The 14,123-nt window shown below is 60.7% G+C and carries 19 protein-coding genes; 7 read left to right on the top strand and 12 right to left on the bottom strand.

The annotated features are described in order from the left end of the window. Positions 1–197: 197 nt before the first annotated feature. Positions 198–1,061, top strand: a complete 864-nt coding sequence (locus tag C9411_RS04055; protein ID WP_233221868.1) for a hypothetical protein — start codon at positions 198–200, stop codon at positions 1,059–1,061. A gap of 86 nt (positions 1,062–1,147) precedes the next feature. Here the strand turns inward: C9411_RS04055 and C9411_RS04060 are convergent, their stop codons facing one another. Next, on the bottom strand, positions 1,148–1,588 hold the full coding sequence (locus C9411_RS04060; RefSeq protein ID WP_107226465.1) for a DMT family transporter: 441 nt from the start codon (positions 1,586–1,588) through the stop codon (positions 1,148–1,150). Positions 1,589–1,605: 17 nt separating this feature from the next. Then, on the bottom strand, positions 1,606–2,124 hold the full coding sequence (locus C9411_RS04065; protein ID WP_055313291.1) for a GNAT family N-acetyltransferase: 519 nt from the start codon (positions 2,122–2,124) through the stop codon (positions 1,606–1,608). A 38-nt stretch (positions 2,125–2,162) separates the two neighbouring features. On the opposite strand from C9411_RS04065, the gene C9411_RS04070 reads away from it, so the two are divergent. After that, complete coding sequence (locus tag C9411_RS04070) at positions 2,163–2,732, top strand: XRE family transcriptional regulator (protein WP_063989221.1); 570 nt, start codon at positions 2,163–2,165, stop codon at positions 2,730–2,732. 13 nt (positions 2,733–2,745) lie between these two features. On the opposite strand, the gene C9411_RS04075 is transcribed toward C9411_RS04070, so the two are convergent. From C9411_RS04075 to C9411_RS04085, 3 genes are all read right to left on the bottom strand, one after another. Beyond that, positions 2,746–3,039, bottom strand: a complete 294-nt coding sequence (locus C9411_RS04075; RefSeq protein WP_038878018.1) for a DUF2623 family protein — start codon at positions 3,037–3,039, stop codon at positions 2,746–2,748. 130 nt (positions 3,040–3,169) lie between these two features. Next, positions 3,170–3,757, bottom strand: a complete 588-nt coding sequence (locus tag C9411_RS04080; RefSeq protein WP_107226466.1) for a nitroreductase family protein — start codon at positions 3,755–3,757, stop codon at positions 3,170–3,172. A gap of 69 nt (positions 3,758–3,826) precedes the next feature. After that, entirely contained in the window at positions 3,827–4,723 is an 897-nt protein-coding gene (locus C9411_RS04085; protein WP_107226467.1) for a LysR substrate-binding domain-containing protein, read from the bottom strand. 115 nt (positions 4,724–4,838) lie between these two features. Here C9411_RS04085 and C9411_RS04090 point away from each other — a divergent pair, with 115 nt between their 5' ends. Then, positions 4,839–5,474 (top strand): flavodoxin family protein, encoded by a 636-nt coding sequence (locus tag C9411_RS04090; RefSeq protein ID WP_063989218.1) that lies wholly within the window; start codon positions 4,839–4,841, stop codon positions 5,472–5,474. Positions 5,475–5,617: 143 nt separating this feature from the next. After that, the gene (locus tag C9411_RS04095) at positions 5,618–6,718 is read left to right on the top strand and encodes a glycosyltransferase family 9 protein (protein ID WP_107226468.1); all 1,101 of its coding nucleotides are present in this window, start codon (positions 5,618–5,620) and stop codon (positions 6,716–6,718) included. Here C9411_RS04095 and C9411_RS04100 read toward each other — a convergent pair. Further along, positions 6,657–7,880: an O-antigen ligase gene (locus C9411_RS04100; RefSeq protein WP_107226469.1), complete on the bottom strand. Its 1,224-nt coding sequence runs from the start codon at positions 7,878–7,880 to the stop codon at positions 6,657–6,659. The two genes, C9411_RS04095 and C9411_RS04100, sit on opposite strands and share 62 nt — an antisense overlap. Next, positions 7,858–8,766: a sugar glycosyltransferase gene (locus tag C9411_RS04105; protein WP_107226470.1), complete on the bottom strand. Its 909-nt coding sequence runs from the start codon at positions 8,764–8,766 to the stop codon at positions 7,858–7,860. Before C9411_RS04105 ends, C9411_RS04100 begins: the two co-directional genes overlap by 23 nt. Before the next feature lie 304 nt (positions 8,767–9,070). Here C9411_RS04105 and C9411_RS04110 point away from each other — a divergent pair, with 304 nt between their 5' ends. Then, on the top strand, positions 9,071–9,313 hold the full coding sequence (locus C9411_RS04110; RefSeq protein WP_025303447.1) for a hypothetical protein: 243 nt from the start codon (positions 9,071–9,073) through the stop codon (positions 9,311–9,313). 7 nt (positions 9,314–9,320) lie between these two features. Here C9411_RS04110 and nadS read toward each other — a convergent pair whose 3' ends face one another. The 3 genes from nadS to C9411_RS04125 form a co-directional block, all read right to left on the bottom strand. Continuing rightward, the gene (gene nadS / locus C9411_RS04115; protein WP_060420390.1) at positions 9,321–9,617 is read right to left on the bottom strand and encodes a NadS family protein; all 297 of its coding nucleotides are present in this window, start codon (positions 9,615–9,617) and stop codon (positions 9,321–9,323) included. A gap of 37 nt (positions 9,618–9,654) precedes the next feature. Next, positions 9,655–9,978: a type II toxin-antitoxin system RelE/ParE family toxin gene (locus tag C9411_RS04120; RefSeq protein ID WP_060420873.1), complete on the bottom strand. Its 324-nt coding sequence runs from the start codon at positions 9,976–9,978 to the stop codon at positions 9,655–9,657. A 64-nt stretch (positions 9,979–10,042) separates the two neighbouring features. Then, positions 10,043–10,672 (bottom strand): hypothetical protein, encoded by a 630-nt coding sequence (locus C9411_RS04125; protein WP_063989225.1) that lies wholly within the window; start codon positions 10,670–10,672, stop codon positions 10,043–10,045. An 85-nt stretch (positions 10,673–10,757) separates the two neighbouring features. Between C9411_RS04125 and C9411_RS04130 the strand changes: the two genes are divergently transcribed. Beyond that, positions 10,758–11,693 carry a LysR family transcriptional regulator gene (locus C9411_RS04130; RefSeq protein ID WP_033647920.1) on the top strand — a complete coding sequence of 312 codons (936 nt, stop codon included), beginning with the start codon at positions 10,758–10,760 and terminating at the stop codon, positions 11,691–11,693. Here C9411_RS04130 and alkB read toward each other — a convergent pair. Then, positions 11,676–12,323: a DNA oxidative demethylase AlkB gene (alkB, locus tag C9411_RS04135; RefSeq protein ID WP_019452474.1), complete on the bottom strand. Its 648-nt coding sequence runs from the start codon at positions 12,321–12,323 to the stop codon at positions 11,676–11,678. The two genes, C9411_RS04130 and alkB, sit on opposite strands and share 18 nt — an antisense overlap. 139 nt (positions 12,324–12,462) lie before the next feature. Here alkB and rarD point away from each other — a divergent pair, with 139 nt between their 5' ends. Continuing rightward, positions 12,463–13,341, top strand: a complete 879-nt coding sequence (rarD, locus tag C9411_RS04140; RefSeq protein WP_107226471.1) for an EamA family transporter RarD — start codon at positions 12,463–12,465, stop codon at positions 13,339–13,341. Position 13,342: 1 nt separating this feature from the next. Here rarD and dhbA read toward each other — a convergent pair whose 3' ends face one another. Further along, positions 13,343–14,101 carry a 2,3-dihydro-2,3-dihydroxybenzoate dehydrogenase gene (gene dhbA, locus C9411_RS04145; protein WP_107226472.1) on the bottom strand — a complete coding sequence of 253 codons (759 nt, stop codon included), beginning with the start codon at positions 14,099–14,101 and terminating at the stop codon, positions 13,343–13,345. Positions 14,102–14,123: the final 22 nt, after the last annotated feature.

The raw sequence follows: 14,123 nt of genomic DNA on the forward strand, positions 1-14,123 counted from the left end.
TGCTCTAAAATTACAATACCATAGTATATATTGTGTAACGTAACGACAGGTACAGATTCATGAATGCTCTGGCCTGTTTTTCGTTATCTTTTCAAAAACGGATGACCTGTTGGCCAGGCTGGCAAAAAGTTGCGATATATGGCAATACGTAGATATAATCATACAACATCAATGTGCTATGACATGGAGTGTTCACTTTGAAAAAATCAATGTTGCTCTTTTTTCCGCTTATTTATTCATGCAATGTATATGCAAATAAACATCTCTGTTCTGAAAAAACATCAGCCAACAACGCCTTTAACAATGCCATCTTGGCTCAAGAGTGGTCAGCTAAGAAAACGCCTAAAAAAATCAGCATGCATATAACCAGCAAGGATGACTATATCTCGGCTGATTCCCAGGTAGAGTTTGATGACTGCGGTACCCTGCTGCATTCACGCGCTAAAAAAACCGTCAGGTCACAAATTAACAAGAGTATTTTAGTGATCCAGTTCAGCAGCACGCTTGATAAAAACCATAACAACTGGGATTACAGCTCAACATTCAACATGTCTATGATTGAGAATGGCAATGCCCGCCATGAGCTGATGGCGCAAGAGATCAGCGGCACCGTGCTCACCGATGACGGTGGCCGAATCGTCCGATCGGAAGAGGCATCCGACCTGCTCATCAAGCAAAAGCACCAGTCAAGCAAGGCGGTAACAACATTTTTAGCCGATGACGCCGGGAGGCTATCCAAGGCAAAACGCATTAGTACGCTGGGCAATGACAGTGGCAACACCGTTTATAGTTATGGCGCTAAAAATCGTTTAATAAGATCAACATCAGGTACAACCACCGCAGATTTTACTTATGATAGTGACGATAGAGAGTTAGCCAGCAAAGAAGTGATGAAGTCCTTCACCACAGAAACGACCATAACCACCTGTAAAAGCTGGGATAAGTTTGGAAGATGCATTAATGCTCAGCAAAATATTTCAATTTTGATTAAAGACGTGAAGAAAAACCGGGATAACGTCTACGACCACGTTGCAGAAATAAAGTATGACTATGTTTACTAGTTTGTTATCGGGGGAATCATTTCCCCCGATAACATGCGGCGTAGCTCAAGGCGCAGAAACAATCCCGGCGGCGGCAAACCGCGCCCTCAAAAACTGCGTTTCGCTACCAGATAGGCGCCCGCCACCAGCAGCAAAGCGCCGAACAACGCCGGCAGATTCTCGCGCAGCGCCGCCGGGCCGGCGCGGTAGATGTCCACCAGCAGCCCCATGCACAGCTGGCTGGCGACCAGGATCGAGATGGTGGCCGCCGCCCCCAGTTTTTGGTACCCCAGGATACCGGCAAACACGAACAGCGATCCCAGCAGCCCCGGCAGCAGCATCCACCACCTGGCGGCGCCGGTCACTTCCGCCACCGCGCCGAGGCCGTTTTTGGCCAGCAACAACCCCACCAACAGCAGCAAACCGACGCTGGAGTTGATCACCAGCGTGATAAGGATGGTCGAGACGCTTTCGGTAATGCGCACCATCAGCAGATTCTGCACCACCAGTCCCATTCCCGCCGCGATCAGCAGCAATAGCATATTCATCGCCCTGTCTCCCGGGATCAGCGCGCCGGCGGTGCCGCCCGCTCGTCGAGCGTCAGCTGCAGGAAAGTCAGATCCAGCCATTGGCCAAATTTGGCGCCCACCTGCTCCATGCGCCCCACCTCGCGGAACCCGAGCGCCAGATGCAGCTGAATAGAGGCCTGATTGCCGGATTCGATGCCGGCCACCATCACATGCTTGCCGATCTCCCGCGCCCGTGCGATCAGGGCGATCAACAGCGCTTTGCCAATCCCTTCACCGCGATGCGCCTGATGGACATACACCGAGTGTTCTACGGTATGGCGATAGCCGTCCCAGGCGCGCCAGTCGCCGAACGACGCGTAGCCGATCGCCTCGTCCGCGCCGTTCACCGCCACCAGCACCGGGTAGCCGGCCGCCTGCCGTTCGCCGATCCACGCCGCGCGGTTGGCCGCATCCACGGTTTGTTCATTCCAGATGGCGGTGCTGTTCAACACCGCGTCGTTATAGATGGCGGCAATCGCCGCGCTATCGTTAAGCGTCGCATTTCGTATAATCATGGTTTACCCCGGCCAATTGTCCACTATAATACTACGATATGAATATTAAATTAGACAATCTAAATCAGCTGATCGGCGCACGCATTCGCATTGAACGCGAGGCGCGCCACTGGTCGCTGTCCGATCTGGCCGAGCAGGCGGGCGTTTCACGGGCGATGGTTCATAAGATCGAGCGCGGCGAGAGCAGCCCGACGGCGATGCTGCTGGGCAGGCTGGCGGGGGCATTCGGCCTCAGCATGTCCAAGCTGATCGCCCGGGCGGAAACGCAGGAAGGCCGGCTGCTGCGCCGGGAAGATCAGCCGGTCTGGGTCGATCCGGAGAGCGGCTACGTGCGGCGCCACGTGTCGCCACGCACCGATCTGCCGCTCGATCTGGTGCGTATCGAACTGCCGGCCGGCGCGACGATCCCGATGCCGGCTTCGGTGTATGCCTTCAAACGCCAGCTGATCTGGGTCTTATCCGGTGAGTTGGTCTTTCTTGAGGGTGAGGCACGCCATGACATGGCCGAGGGAGACTGCCTGGAGCTCGGCCCACCGGCGGACTGCCGCTTTGAAAACCAGAGCGACCAACCGTGCGTGTATATGGTGGCGGTGCTGAGCGCCGCCTGACGCCCCGCCCGCGCTAGCCCTGCGTCGGCCGGTTATAGCCGGCGCGGAAAAACTTCTCCGCCAGCCGGCTGTCGCCGCCGGAAAAGAACTCGCTCATCGGCTCACTGCCGAGGCCATAGGCGCGGCTCAGCTGTCCGGCTTCGAACGCCGCCCGGTTTTCGTCGCCGCAGCGCTGCGCCAAATGGTGCGCATAGCCGAGCACAAAGCCGCGCTTGTAGTCGGAGCAAAAGCGCGACAGCTCCGTCTCCGGCTTCAGGTTCTCCGCCTTTAGCCCCGCCAACAGCCCTTTGCCAAAATGGTCACCCACGCTTTCCTCCTCATCACGCCATCGCTATATAACAAAATATACAGCGAATAAGCGAACGAGAACATACTCCCTAAGTTTTACTCGCCGCATAAAAAAGGCCCGCCAAGCGGGCCTGAGGGAAAGCGGGCAATCACAGCGTGAAATTCAGCCCTTCGCTGACGGTCTTGCCCAGCGGCAGGCGGCCCGACGGCGCCTCTTTTTCCTGCAGGAAATCCGGCAGGCGGGCCTTGTCGCCCGGCTTGCCGATCGCCACCATGGCGTGCACCGCATAGTCGTCCGGCAGCTGCAGCGCCGCTTTGATCTTGTCGTGGTGAATGCCGCTCATGCAGTGGGTCAACCAGCCTTTCAGGTGCGCCTGATGCGCCAGGCTGGCCCAGGCGGCGCCGGTGTCAAACGCGTGGGTCGGGTTGTCCACCCACCGTTCGCCGTTCAAGCTGGTGGTTTTGGAGACGATCACCACCAGCGCCGAGGCGTGCTGCGCCCAGCCGCGGTTGAAGTCGATCAGGAATTCCAGGTAGTTCTCCCAGCTGTCGGAACCGTGCTTGCTGTAGGCAAAGCGCCACGGCTGAATGTTGTAGGCCGATGGCGACCAGCGCGCCGCTTCAAAAAAGCTTAGCAGCGTTTGATCGTCGATGGCGTCGTTGGCCATCGCGCGCGGCGACCAGCGTTCGATAAATTGCGCATCAATCGGGTAATCAGAGGTTCTTGGCTGGCTCATGATAGGTTCTCGCAGTGAAGTAAAAACAAAAGTTCGCTGATATTCCCACAGCTTAGGACGATAAAACTTTTATTTCGTGCCATTGCCCTGCGGCAGTTCCTGCTGCAGCCAGGCGAGAAATGCCCTGACCGGCGGATGCCGCTCGCGCCCCGGCGCGCACAGCACGCTGTAGGCGGCACCCGGTACGCGCACCTCCGGCCGGTACGCCACCAGCAGGCCGTTGTCCACCATATCGGACACCATCACCGAGCTGGCGAGCACCAGCCCCTGCCCGGCCACCGCCGCCTGCAGAGCGTAATGCTCCTCGTGATAGCTGCGCATCGCCGCATGGCGCTGCCACCAGTCTACGCCGGCGGCCCGGCACCAGTCATGCCAGCCGCTGTCGTACAGCGCCGAATCCCCCCACTTGACGGTGATCAGCACCGGGTTTTCCGGCTCGGCGGCGGCCAGCCCCGGCGCAGCGTAAACGCCAAAGCTTTCCTCCAGCCGCGCCGTCTGATGCAGCGCGGGATACTGCGCGCGGCTGTAACGCACCGCCACGTCCACGCTGGCGTCCTGCTGCAGATCGATCACCTCGGCGCAGGCCTCCAGGCGCACCAGATAGTGCGGGTACGCCTGATAGAAACGCCCCAGACGCGGCACCAGCCACAGCGCCGCGAAAGAGTGCGTGACCGAGACGCACAGCGATCCGGTGCTGGGCTGCGGCCGCAGGCCCTCAAGCGTGGCGGCGATGTCCAGCAGCGCGCCGTGCACCCCGGCAAACAGCGTTTCGCCTTTCGGCGTCAGCCGCACGCCGCGCGGCACCCGCTCGAACAGCGCAAACCCCAACTGCTGTTCCAGCGCTTTGATCTGGTGCGAAATCGCCGTCGGCGTCACCGCCAGCTCGGCCGCCGCCAGCTTGAAGCTGCACAGGCGAGCGGCGGATTCAAAGGTGCGTAATGCGTTGACGGGCAGCGTGGCGAACATGGCGAAGCCTCTTGAGATGAGTTGAGATCATCCTGGCAGAAAAGCCGTCATTTGTCGCCTGCCGGTGCTTGTTTCTAGAGTAGGACTGAATCCACTTCATACCGAGGAACATTACATGAATACAACTCATCAATCCAAACGTCTGGTGGTGCTGGTCGGCAGCCCGCGCCGCGACGGCAACAGCGCCACGCTGGCACAGGCGATCCTGGCGGGCGCCGCCGAAGCCGGCACGTCCGCCAGCCTGCATTTTCTCGATGATTATCTGAGCGGTTTCCTGAGCGATGAACGCCACACGCCGCCGCCGGCCGATCGCTACGCCGAGCTGTTCCTTGAGCACTTCCTGCCGGCTGACGGCGCGGTATTTTGCACGCCGATTTACTGGTACGGCATGTCGGCGCAAACCAAAGCCTTTTTCGATCGCTCGTTCAGCTTCTATTCCAACGCCTACCCTCAGGCGGAACAGGTGCACCAGCGCATGAGCGGCAAGCGCATCGGGCTGGCGGTGGCGTCGGAAGAAACCTACCCCGGCGCGGCGCTGGGCATCGTGCATCAGATCCAGGAGTTCAGCCGCTACACCCATTCCGCGTTCGTCGGCGTGGTGCACGGCGCCGGCAACCAGCGCGGCGAGATCGCCCGCGATCCGCGCAACCCGCTGCAGGCCGCCCGCGAACTGGGGCGCGAGTTCTTCACCCGCCCCTACTCGGATTATCAGATGGACAGCCCGCGCAGCACGCAGGTCTGGGAGGAGTAAGCGCGGCACCCGAAGGCAATTGCAAGCATAACGTTAGCATCTGTCGCAATCTGTTGCGGGCCATTGGCCCGCCGTTGCCGCACTTGTATGATACGACGCGGCGCCAGACGGTGGCCGCCGATCTCAAGCGGAAGCGAACTGCAATGTCTAAACAGTGGAAAATAGCGGCGGCCAACGCCGGTTTGCGTCTCTATACCCGCATCGCGGGCAATTTCCGGCCCGCAGCGAGCTTCGATTCGCAGCAATCCTTTGAGCGCATCGTGATTTTCTCCACCAGCGCCCTCGGCGATCTGATGTTCAATACGCCCGCCATTCGCGCACTGTGCGAACGCTACCCCGGCGCGCAAATCACGTTGGTCTCCAGCCACAAAAACCGGCAGTTGGTCGAAGGCAGCCCCTGCTTTCATGACGTGATTTACTGGGACCACAAGGCCAAAGACATGTTGGGCGTTATCCGGCGCCTGCGAAAAAATCGGCCACAGCTGGCGGTCATCCTGCACTCGAAGGCGCCTTACGACGTGCTGGTCGCCATCGCCGCCGGTTGCCAATACCTGTTCAAAGACGTTTACGGCAACAAACCGAGCGGCATGGAGCGCTGGCTGACCGGCGTCAGCCACAGCACCGGCGGCCATTTGATTCAGCGCAAGCTGGATATGGTGGGGCAACTGGGATGCCGTACCGATAATCCCGACATGTTCATCCCGATCGCTTTTCCCTCGCTGGCGAAACCGGCGGGCAAGATCCTGATCGGCTTTCAGATGGGCGCCTCCGAAACGCTGCGCCGCTGGCCGGTCGACCGCTTTGTTGAGCTGGCGCAACGGCTGCTGGCGCACTCCCCCGACTGTCAGATCGCGTTGATTGGCAGTAAGGCGGAGCGCAGCCTCGAGCGGGAATTTATGGCGGGTTTGAGCGAGGAACAGCAACAGCGGGTGGTAAGCCATATCGGCGCGACCACGTTACCGCAACTGCTGGCGACCATCGCCAATCTGCAGGTGCTGGTGACCGGCGATACCGGCCCGCTCCACCTCGCCGTGGCGTTGAAAACTGCCACCGTCAGCCTGTTCGTCACCGCTAACCCGCGCCATACCGGCCCCTATCAGGACAGCGAGCGGCATCAGGTGATGCACGTGCCGGTTGACAGCGCCGCGCTGAGTGCCGCCCAGCGCCACCAACCGCTCAGCATCATCGCGGCGGAACAGGTGCTGGAGAAAACCCTGGCGGCGTTACCGCCTGTACACGCCTGATCGGCGACCGCTTTGGCTGCGACAGCAGCAGCGCCAGCGGCAGCCAAAACAGGTACCAAAACTCCGCCGGATTGGCGATCACAAACATGCCCTGCGAACTGTAGAACACCAGCATAAACAGAAACAGGCCCGCCTCCCAGCGCCGCCCTGCGCACCAGTGTGCGATGGCGAGCCGCGCGCCATATCCCAGCAGCGCCAGCAACAACAGGAACCCCACGCAGCCGCCCTTCAGCAACGCGCCAAGGTACAGGCTGTGCGTAGTGTGATTCAGCTCGCCGGTGTAATTGAGGAAGTTAAGCTGCTTATCAAAGCCGTAGCCGAAGAACGGCGCCTGTTCAATCAGCACCAGGCTGTGGCGCCAGATGCTGATGCGAACAAAGCTCTGTTGATACAGCTCGCCAAAGCGCGTCAGCAGCATTTCGCCGATCGCGCTGTAAACGACGGCGAGAACCACAGCCAGCGCGCCGGGCAACAGAAACCACAGCCACCGTCCCGGCCGGTGTCGATAAGGCATCGCCACCACCACCGCGAGCGCCAGCGCGATCAGCGGGCCGCGGCTTTGCGTCAGCACCATGAACGCCAGCAGCGGCGGGATAAAGCACAGCGCCGCTTTTTGCCCGGTATCGCGGAAAATCATCAGGCTCAACAAAATGGCGATGGCGGCGTAACCGGCCAGATCGATCACGTTGCTCGGCCCCGGATTGCGGGCGGTGGTTTCCCGCAGATGATAAATCGACGGGGCATCGACCAGCGTCAGATACAGGCACAGCGCCGTCATGCCGGCCAGCATCGCCCACAGCAGCTGATGACGCCGCTCACCGTCGAGCAGCGTCACCAGCCAGGCGAGATAGAGCAGGATATAGGCGCTGTGGGTCAGGGCCGACGGCATGTCGCCCGGCGTCTCGCCCCACAGCGCGCTGAGGGAATAATAAAGCAAAAACATCAGCGCCAGCCCGCCGCCCCAGCGCGCCTGACGATTGGCCCACAGCTGCCGCCGCAGCGGCGGCCAGGTGAACACGGCGGCCAGCCACAGCAGCGCCGCCAAATGAAACAGGTTGTTGACGCGGGTCTGCCCGCAAAAGATCGCGCTGAAAAACGCGAAGGCTAAAAACAGCGCGCTGCCGACGCGATAACACCGCTCAGGCTTGCTGAAAGTAAACATTGCCGTCCACCTTCTCGAAGATATCGCTGCCGATAGCGCTGTGCAGGGAGAGGTTTTTTATCGCGATCTGCTGCTTTTTCATGATCGCGCCGGCGTGTCGAAAAGCGGGGATCACCAGCGACTCCACCTTGTCCGCCAGAAACGTCGGCAACCGATCCTGCTCGGTTTCGTAAAAGCGCGGTTGGTGGAAATTGTTCATGTCCAGCCCGGCGATAAACAGCTGCCTGAAGCCAAGATAGGCGATGATTTGCAGCGCCCAATAGGCCACGGTGCCGGCATCGAAAATGCCGCAGCGGATATCCTGGCTGAAGCCGAGCATGCGGCTCTCGGCGGCAAAGACCACGCCGTTTTCCCGGCAGTAGTGCTCCCACAGCGCGCCGCTGTCGATCCGGGGGCGATAAATCTTGCAGGCCGCGTCTTCGACGATCGCCAATCGGCAACCGATCGCCGCCGGGCCAAAGCGATCGAGAATGCGCGCCACGCCGTGCACGGTGGTGAACAGCGTCAGCTCAGTTCGTTGAATGACGTCGCGCACGATCTCCGGGCGGTTATCGATAAACCCCATATCCACGATGACGTAGAAGCGAAAATCCACCTGCCGATGCAGGCAATAGGCGCCGTTGACCCCGATGGCGGGCATGGCGGGAATTTTTTCGAAGCGCAGCGCCTTCACCGACGGGCCGGTAGCCGTCAGCAACGCCGGCCCCCGGCAGCTGTTGCGCAGTTCGCTCAACGTGACGATCGGCACCGTCCGGTGCTTGTACCATAAGGCGGCGATTTCACCGCCTTCGCCGCGCGCGATCTTCACGTAGGGCCAGAGGTTTTCGTTATGCCGATAAGGGCGCGCGTGGGAATAGCGGTAGATCTGCTTAAAAAAAGAGCCCATGGTGGCGATGTCCTGTCCAGAGTGCGTGACGATACCTACAGAGGCATCTTTCTGTATGCTCAGAATTTAAAAACGAGTCAGCACTGGCCAGGCCGCACAGCGAGTATCTAAATATTCGTTTAGCGAGGCAATTTTTGTAATTTGAATTATTAGTCAGCGCATCGGCAAGAAATGTGTCGAAGTGTTATTTGAATGAGGAACTGTTGCAGTGCGTAAAAATACCGTGAATGGCCGCAGCGCCGCCGCTTGGCATTGATGGAGTTTTGTTATAACGTATCAGAACTTAAGCCAAAGGAAGACGACGATGAAAATCCAGCTGTCGCTGCTGTTTCTCAGCCTGCTGGCCGGCAAGGCCGCGGCGTTTCAGTCGAAAGTGCCCGAACCGCGCCCGGAACAGGCGCGCGCGGCGGAACAAAACATCGAAAATCTGTTTTACGGCTTTCACGCCATGGACGCCCAGCCGGTGAACATCGGCAGCTGCGCGGCGGTGCCGGTAGCGGGATGCCAATGCGCGTTCTGCACCCAGCTGCGACAGGCCGGGCGTTGAGTATGATTTAAATCACCAGCAACTCATCGAGCAATGCCGGGTTACGCTCAATCAGCAGCAGAAGTTTCAGTGCCGATCCCGAGGGTATGCGGCGTTCCTGCTCCCAGCTTTGCACCAGTCCCACGCTGGCCCCCACAGCCTTGGCAAACTCCGCCTGCTTCATCCCACGGGATTTGCGCAGCAGCTTGACGTCTGGAATAGCATGACGGTGAACATGCTCGGATTTTGGCGTCATCTTACCCTTTTCGATCGCCACCATTTCGTTCATACTGCTGACCAAATCGTCGAAAAGTTCTTTTTTCATAATGCTTTAATTCCTTCGTCACGCCATTTCGCCATCGTTAATCAAGTTGTTGAACGATGGATCTCAATATCGCCTTTTCCTGTCCGGATAAATCATCCTTTTCATTTTTACGGTATATCAACAATAAATAGACTCGGCCGCTGGGCGCCGTCAGATAGTAAATCACTCTTACGCCGCCGCGTTTTCCCTTTCCGTCCAGCCCCCAGCGTATCTTTTTGCATCCGCCCGTGTGGCTGATCGTATCCCCTTCATGATGGTTCAACAGCAAATAGCTTTGGAAAGCCTGAAAGTCATCATCCTTCATCAATTCAGCCCGCTTTCGGCTGAAAACGGTCGTTTCGATAAACTCCAGATAGTCCATTATCATCGCCTCCTGCGATCGTTCCCTCCAGCCCACTCGTACAGGGTACGATAATCAAGGGTATTCACCCCAGCTCATACTGCACGATCAGCTGCCCTTTCTTCATTTTGACACCGGTGACGATCACCGCCCCCACCTCCGCCAGCGTGGCGACATGGGTGCCGCCGCAGCCGTAGGCGGGCAGTTCACCGAAACCGACCTGGCGCATCCCCTCCACCGCCTGTTGGCGGCGGGGTAAATCGGCAGCGATCAAGCGCGCCAGCTCCGCCTGCAAAAAGTCCGCTTCTACCGTCTGAGCATCCGTCCCTGGCGTAAACGTGATGCGCCCTTCCCCCGGCCAATGATGCGCCTTGACCGGCCGCCAGCCTCGGGTTTCTCCCAGCCAGCCGATCAGATGCCCGCCGGAGTGCCAGCGGGCGTGCAGGCGGCGCTGCGCTTCATCGATTTGCATCGTAACCGGCCCGAGCGGCAGCGGCGCAGCGGTAAAGTGCAGCACGGTATCCCCTTGCTGCTGCACCCGCAGCACGGCGACGCCGCCTAACGTCCCCACGTCGGACGGCTGGCCACCGCCCTGCGGGTGGAACAGCGTGGCATCGAGCTCTACGGCGTAAGCGCCCGCCTCGGCCGGCGCGCAGCTCAACACCTGCGCCTGGCCCTGTACATCGTCGCTGTAGTAATAACGTCGTTCGATCATCATTTTTCTCCTCGGTTCGAAGAGCCATTATATTCATGTCATAATCGAGGGATAATCCACCGCCATCACAATGGACCTTTGCGTCATGAGCACAAATCTTTCTTACGCCCTGCTGCCCGAAATGGCCGTTTTCGTTCAGGTGGTAGAGAGCGGCAGTTTTTCCGCCGCCGCCCGTAAACTGGGCACTTCGCCTTCCGCCGTCAGCCGCAGCGTGGCGAAGCTCGAGCAGGCGCTGGCGCTGCAGCTGTTGCACCGCACCACCCGCAAACTGCGGCTGAGCGAAAGCGGCGAAGAGGCGTTTGCGCACTGCCGCACCCTGCTGGCGGCGGCCGACGCGGTCATGGCGATCGGCGGGCGCGGCGCCGTGGAGCCCGAAGGGCTGGTCAGCGTCAGCGTGCCCAAGGCGGTGGGTCGCTTCGTGCTGCATCCGCACATGCCGGAGTTCCTGCGCCGCTACCCGAAGGTGGACGTGAGGCTGCGGCTGGAAGATCGCTACATGGATTTGATCGACGATCGGGTCGATCTGGCGCTGCGCATCACCGATCGCCCGTCGCCCGGGTTGATCGGCCGCCAGTTGATGAGAATAGACCATCTGCTGTGCGCCACGCCGCACTACCTGGCGCAGCACGGCACGCCGCAGCACCCGCACGATCTGGCGGCGCACAGCTGCATCTATCTGGGCGAAACGCCGAGCGACGCGCAATGGAAGTTCCGCCGCAGCGGCAAAACGGTGACGGTCAACGTGCGCGGCCGCTACGCCGCCAACCACACCGGCGTGCGGCTGGACGCGGTGAAACAGCATATCGGCATCGGTAGCCTGCCGTATTTTACCGCCCGCCAGGCGCTCGACGACGGCGAGATCGTGCAGGTGTTGCCGGAGTGGGATTTCCTCAGCAGCTATCACGGCGGCCTGTGGTTGCTTTACGCGCCTAACCAGTATCTGCCGCCCAAACTGCGGGTGTTTATCGACTATCTCGTCGCCTGCCTGGCGCAGGAGCCGCAGCTAAAGCGCCTTGCGTAGCGTGATGTTGATGCGGTGCGGCCCCACCAGCGAGTGGTAGCCTTCCTTGACCGGCAGGATGCCGTGAAAACAGAGCCGCGCCGGGCCGCCCCATACCACCACATCGCCGTGCGCCAAGGGGATACGCCGCGCTCGGTCGCTGCGTTGCAACCCGCCGAACTGAAACACCGCCGGCAGCCCGAGCGACACCGAGACGATCGGCGCACCGAAGTCGTGCTCGTCTTTATCCTGATGCAGCGACAGCTTGCTACCGGGATCGTAGCGGTTCATCAGGCAAGAGTCCGGCACGAAGGGGCCGAAGCCCGCCTGTTGCGCGGCTTCGTCCGCCAGCGCCATCAGGATGGGCGGAATGGCCGGCCAGCGTTTGCCGCTGCGCGCGTCGCGTTCCGAATAGCGGTAGCCGCGGCTGTCGCTGGTCCAGCCGTTGCCGCACCAGCTCATCGCCACCGACATCACGTGCCCGCCGGGCGTGGTCAAATGCCGCCACGGCACTTGGGCGACTACGCCCTGCACCGCCGCCAGCAGTTCCGGCCCGTGATCGCGCACGAAGCCGTGCATCACCACCGCGCCGGGGGCGATCTCTTCGCGCCACGGCGGCGGCAGCGCGTCTTCAAAAAGATCGATTGTCATCGCCAAAACCTGTATGAATACACAGTACTCATTGTAACCCGCCGCCGCCGATTGTCCAGCGCCCGGCAACGCCATTGTCGTTGGCGGCAAATTTCTCTACAGTAGCCGCCATAAAATCAATCACTCACCAGGAATGCGTGTGATTAAGGGCATCACTCTTTCGGTCGTCGCCTCTATCTTGTTCGGCGCGATGTATTACTTCACCTCTACCCTCACCCCGCTGAACGGCGAGCAGGTCTACGGCTGGCGCACGCTGCTGACGCTGCCGTTCCTGACGCTGTTTATGGCGCTGTCCGGCGATTGGCGCAAAGTGGGCGACACGCTGGCCTGGATCGGCCAACGGCCGCAGCGCCTGCTGGGCCTGCTGCTCACCTCGGCGCTGCTGGGGGTGCAGCTGTGGCTGTTCCTGTGGGCGCCGCTGCACGGCAAGGCGCTCGACGTGTCGCTCGGCTATTTTCTGCTGCCGCTGACCATGGTGCTGGCGGGCCGTTTGATCTACCGCGATCGGCTGTCGCTGCTGCAAAAACTGGCGGTGGCGTGCGCCATGGTGGGGGTGGGCAATGAGCTGTATCAGGCGGGCGGCGTCTCGTGGCCGACGCTGGTGGTGGCGCTGGGCTATCCGTTCTACTTTATTTTGCGGCGGCGTTTCGGCACCGACAATCTCGGCGGGCTGTGGTGCGAGCTGGCGCTGATGCTGCCGGCGGCGGCCTGGTTCGCCTTCGGCGACGGCGGCGCGGCGGCGCTGAAAATTAATGCCGAGCTGTATTGGCGCATTCCGCTGCTCGGCATCATCAGCGCCGTGGCGCTGGTGTGTTACATCCTCGCCAGCCGCCTGCTGCCGTTCAGCCTGTTCGGCCTGCTGAGCTATGTGGAACCGGTGCTGCTGGTGATCGTCGCACTGCTGCTCGGCGAAAGCATCGGCCAAAGCGAATGGCCAACCTATCTGGCGATCTGGCTGGCGGTGCTGCTGCTGGCGGCGGAAGGCGCGCAGCACCTGCTGCGCCGCCAGCGGGTCTGACTCAGGCGGCCAGCGTCGCGCCGCCGTCAATCACGATGTCCTGCATGGTAATATGGCTGGCCAAATCGGAGGCCAGGAACAACACCGCGTTGGCGATCTCATCCGGGCGGGCGATTTTGCCCAGCGGGATCCCCAGCTTGAACATCTCGGGGAAGCCGGCGATGGTGCGTTGTTGCGCGTCGTCGGTTTGCCACATGCCGCGCTGCATCGGCGTGTCGGTCGAGCCCGGCGACACCAGATTGCAGCGCACGCCGAACGGCGCCATCTCCAACCCCACACAGTGGTTCAGGCTGGTCAGCGCCGCCTTGGAGGCGCAGTAGGCCGCCATCTGCGCGCGCGGCACGTGCGCGGCGTTGGAGCCGATGCTGACGATCGCCCCGTTGCGCTGCGCCTTGAAGTGCGGCAGCACGGCGCGGAACAGGTAAAACGCCCCCGAGGCGTTGACGTTGATGCACTGATGCCAGTCATCCACGCTCAGATCTTCGGTATTGCCCATGCGCAGAATGCCGGCGGCGTTGACCAACACGTCCAGTCGCGGGTTCTCCGCCAGCTGTTGGCGGCACACCGCCTCCACCTGCTCCGGCCGGCTGATGTCCAGCGTCACGCAAGGGTAAGGCAGATCCAGGTTGGCGAACTCGCGGTCAAATCCCACCACCTCGGCGCCCTGCGTCAAAAAATGCCGGGCGATCTGCTCGCCGATGCCGCGCGCCGCGCCGGTCACCCACACGCGTTTGCCGGTGAAATCCATCTGAATGCTCATGCGCACACCGCCATCCGGGCAA

The organism is Serratia sp. Nf2, from assembly GCF_003028435.1.
GTDB classification, from domain to species: domain Bacteria; phylum Pseudomonadota; class Gammaproteobacteria; order Enterobacterales; family Enterobacteriaceae; genus Serratia; species Serratia marcescens_L.

Coding starts and splice junctions, on each gene's coding strand:
- C9411_RS04110 (WP_025303447.1), top strand. CDS start 9,071: ATGAAAATCCAGCTGTCGCTGCTGTTTCTCAGCCTGCTGGCCGGCAAG.
- C9411_RS04065 (WP_055313291.1), bottom strand. CDS start 2,124: ATGATTATACGAAATGCGACGCTTAACGATAGCGCGGCGATTGCCGCC.
- C9411_RS04130 (WP_033647920.1), top strand. CDS start 10,758: ATGAGCACAAATCTTTCTTACGCCCTGCTGCCCGAAATGGCCGTTTTC.
- dhbA (WP_107226472.1), bottom strand. CDS start 14,101: ATGAGCATTCAGATGGATTTCACCGGCAAACGCGTGTGGGTGACCGGC.
- C9411_RS04120 (WP_060420873.1), bottom strand. CDS start 9,978: ATGGACTATCTGGAGTTTATCGAAACGACCGTTTTCAGCCGAAAGCGG.
- C9411_RS04095 (WP_107226468.1), top strand. CDS start 5,618: ATGTCTAAACAGTGGAAAATAGCGGCGGCCAACGCCGGTTTGCGTCTC.
- C9411_RS04100 (WP_107226469.1), bottom strand. CDS start 7,880: ATGTTTACTTTCAGCAAGCCTGAGCGGTGTTATCGCGTCGGCAGCGCG.
- alkB (WP_019452474.1), bottom strand. CDS start 12,323: ATGACAATCGATCTTTTTGAAGACGCGCTGCCGCCGCCGTGGCGCGAA.
- C9411_RS04090 (WP_063989218.1), top strand. CDS start 4,839: ATGAATACAACTCATCAATCCAAACGTCTGGTGGTGCTGGTCGGCAGC.
- C9411_RS04105 (WP_107226470.1), bottom strand. CDS start 8,766: ATGGGCTCTTTTTTTAAGCAGATCTACCGCTATTCCCACGCGCGCCCT.
- nadS (WP_060420390.1), bottom strand. CDS start 9,617: ATGAAAAAAGAACTTTTCGACGATTTGGTCAGCAGTATGAACGAAATG.
- C9411_RS04080 (WP_107226466.1), bottom strand. CDS start 3,757: ATGAGCCAGCCAAGAACCTCTGATTACCCGATTGATGCGCAATTTATC.
- C9411_RS04070 (WP_063989221.1), top strand. CDS start 2,163: ATGAATATTAAATTAGACAATCTAAATCAGCTGATCGGCGCACGCATT.
- C9411_RS04125 (WP_063989225.1), bottom strand. CDS start 10,672: ATGATCGAACGACGTTATTACTACAGCGACGATGTACAGGGCCAGGCG.
- C9411_RS04085 (WP_107226467.1), bottom strand. CDS start 4,723: ATGTTCGCCACGCTGCCCGTCAACGCATTACGCACCTTTGAATCCGCC.
- C9411_RS04060 (WP_107226465.1), bottom strand. CDS start 1,588: ATGAATATGCTATTGCTGCTGATCGCGGCGGGAATGGGACTGGTGGTG.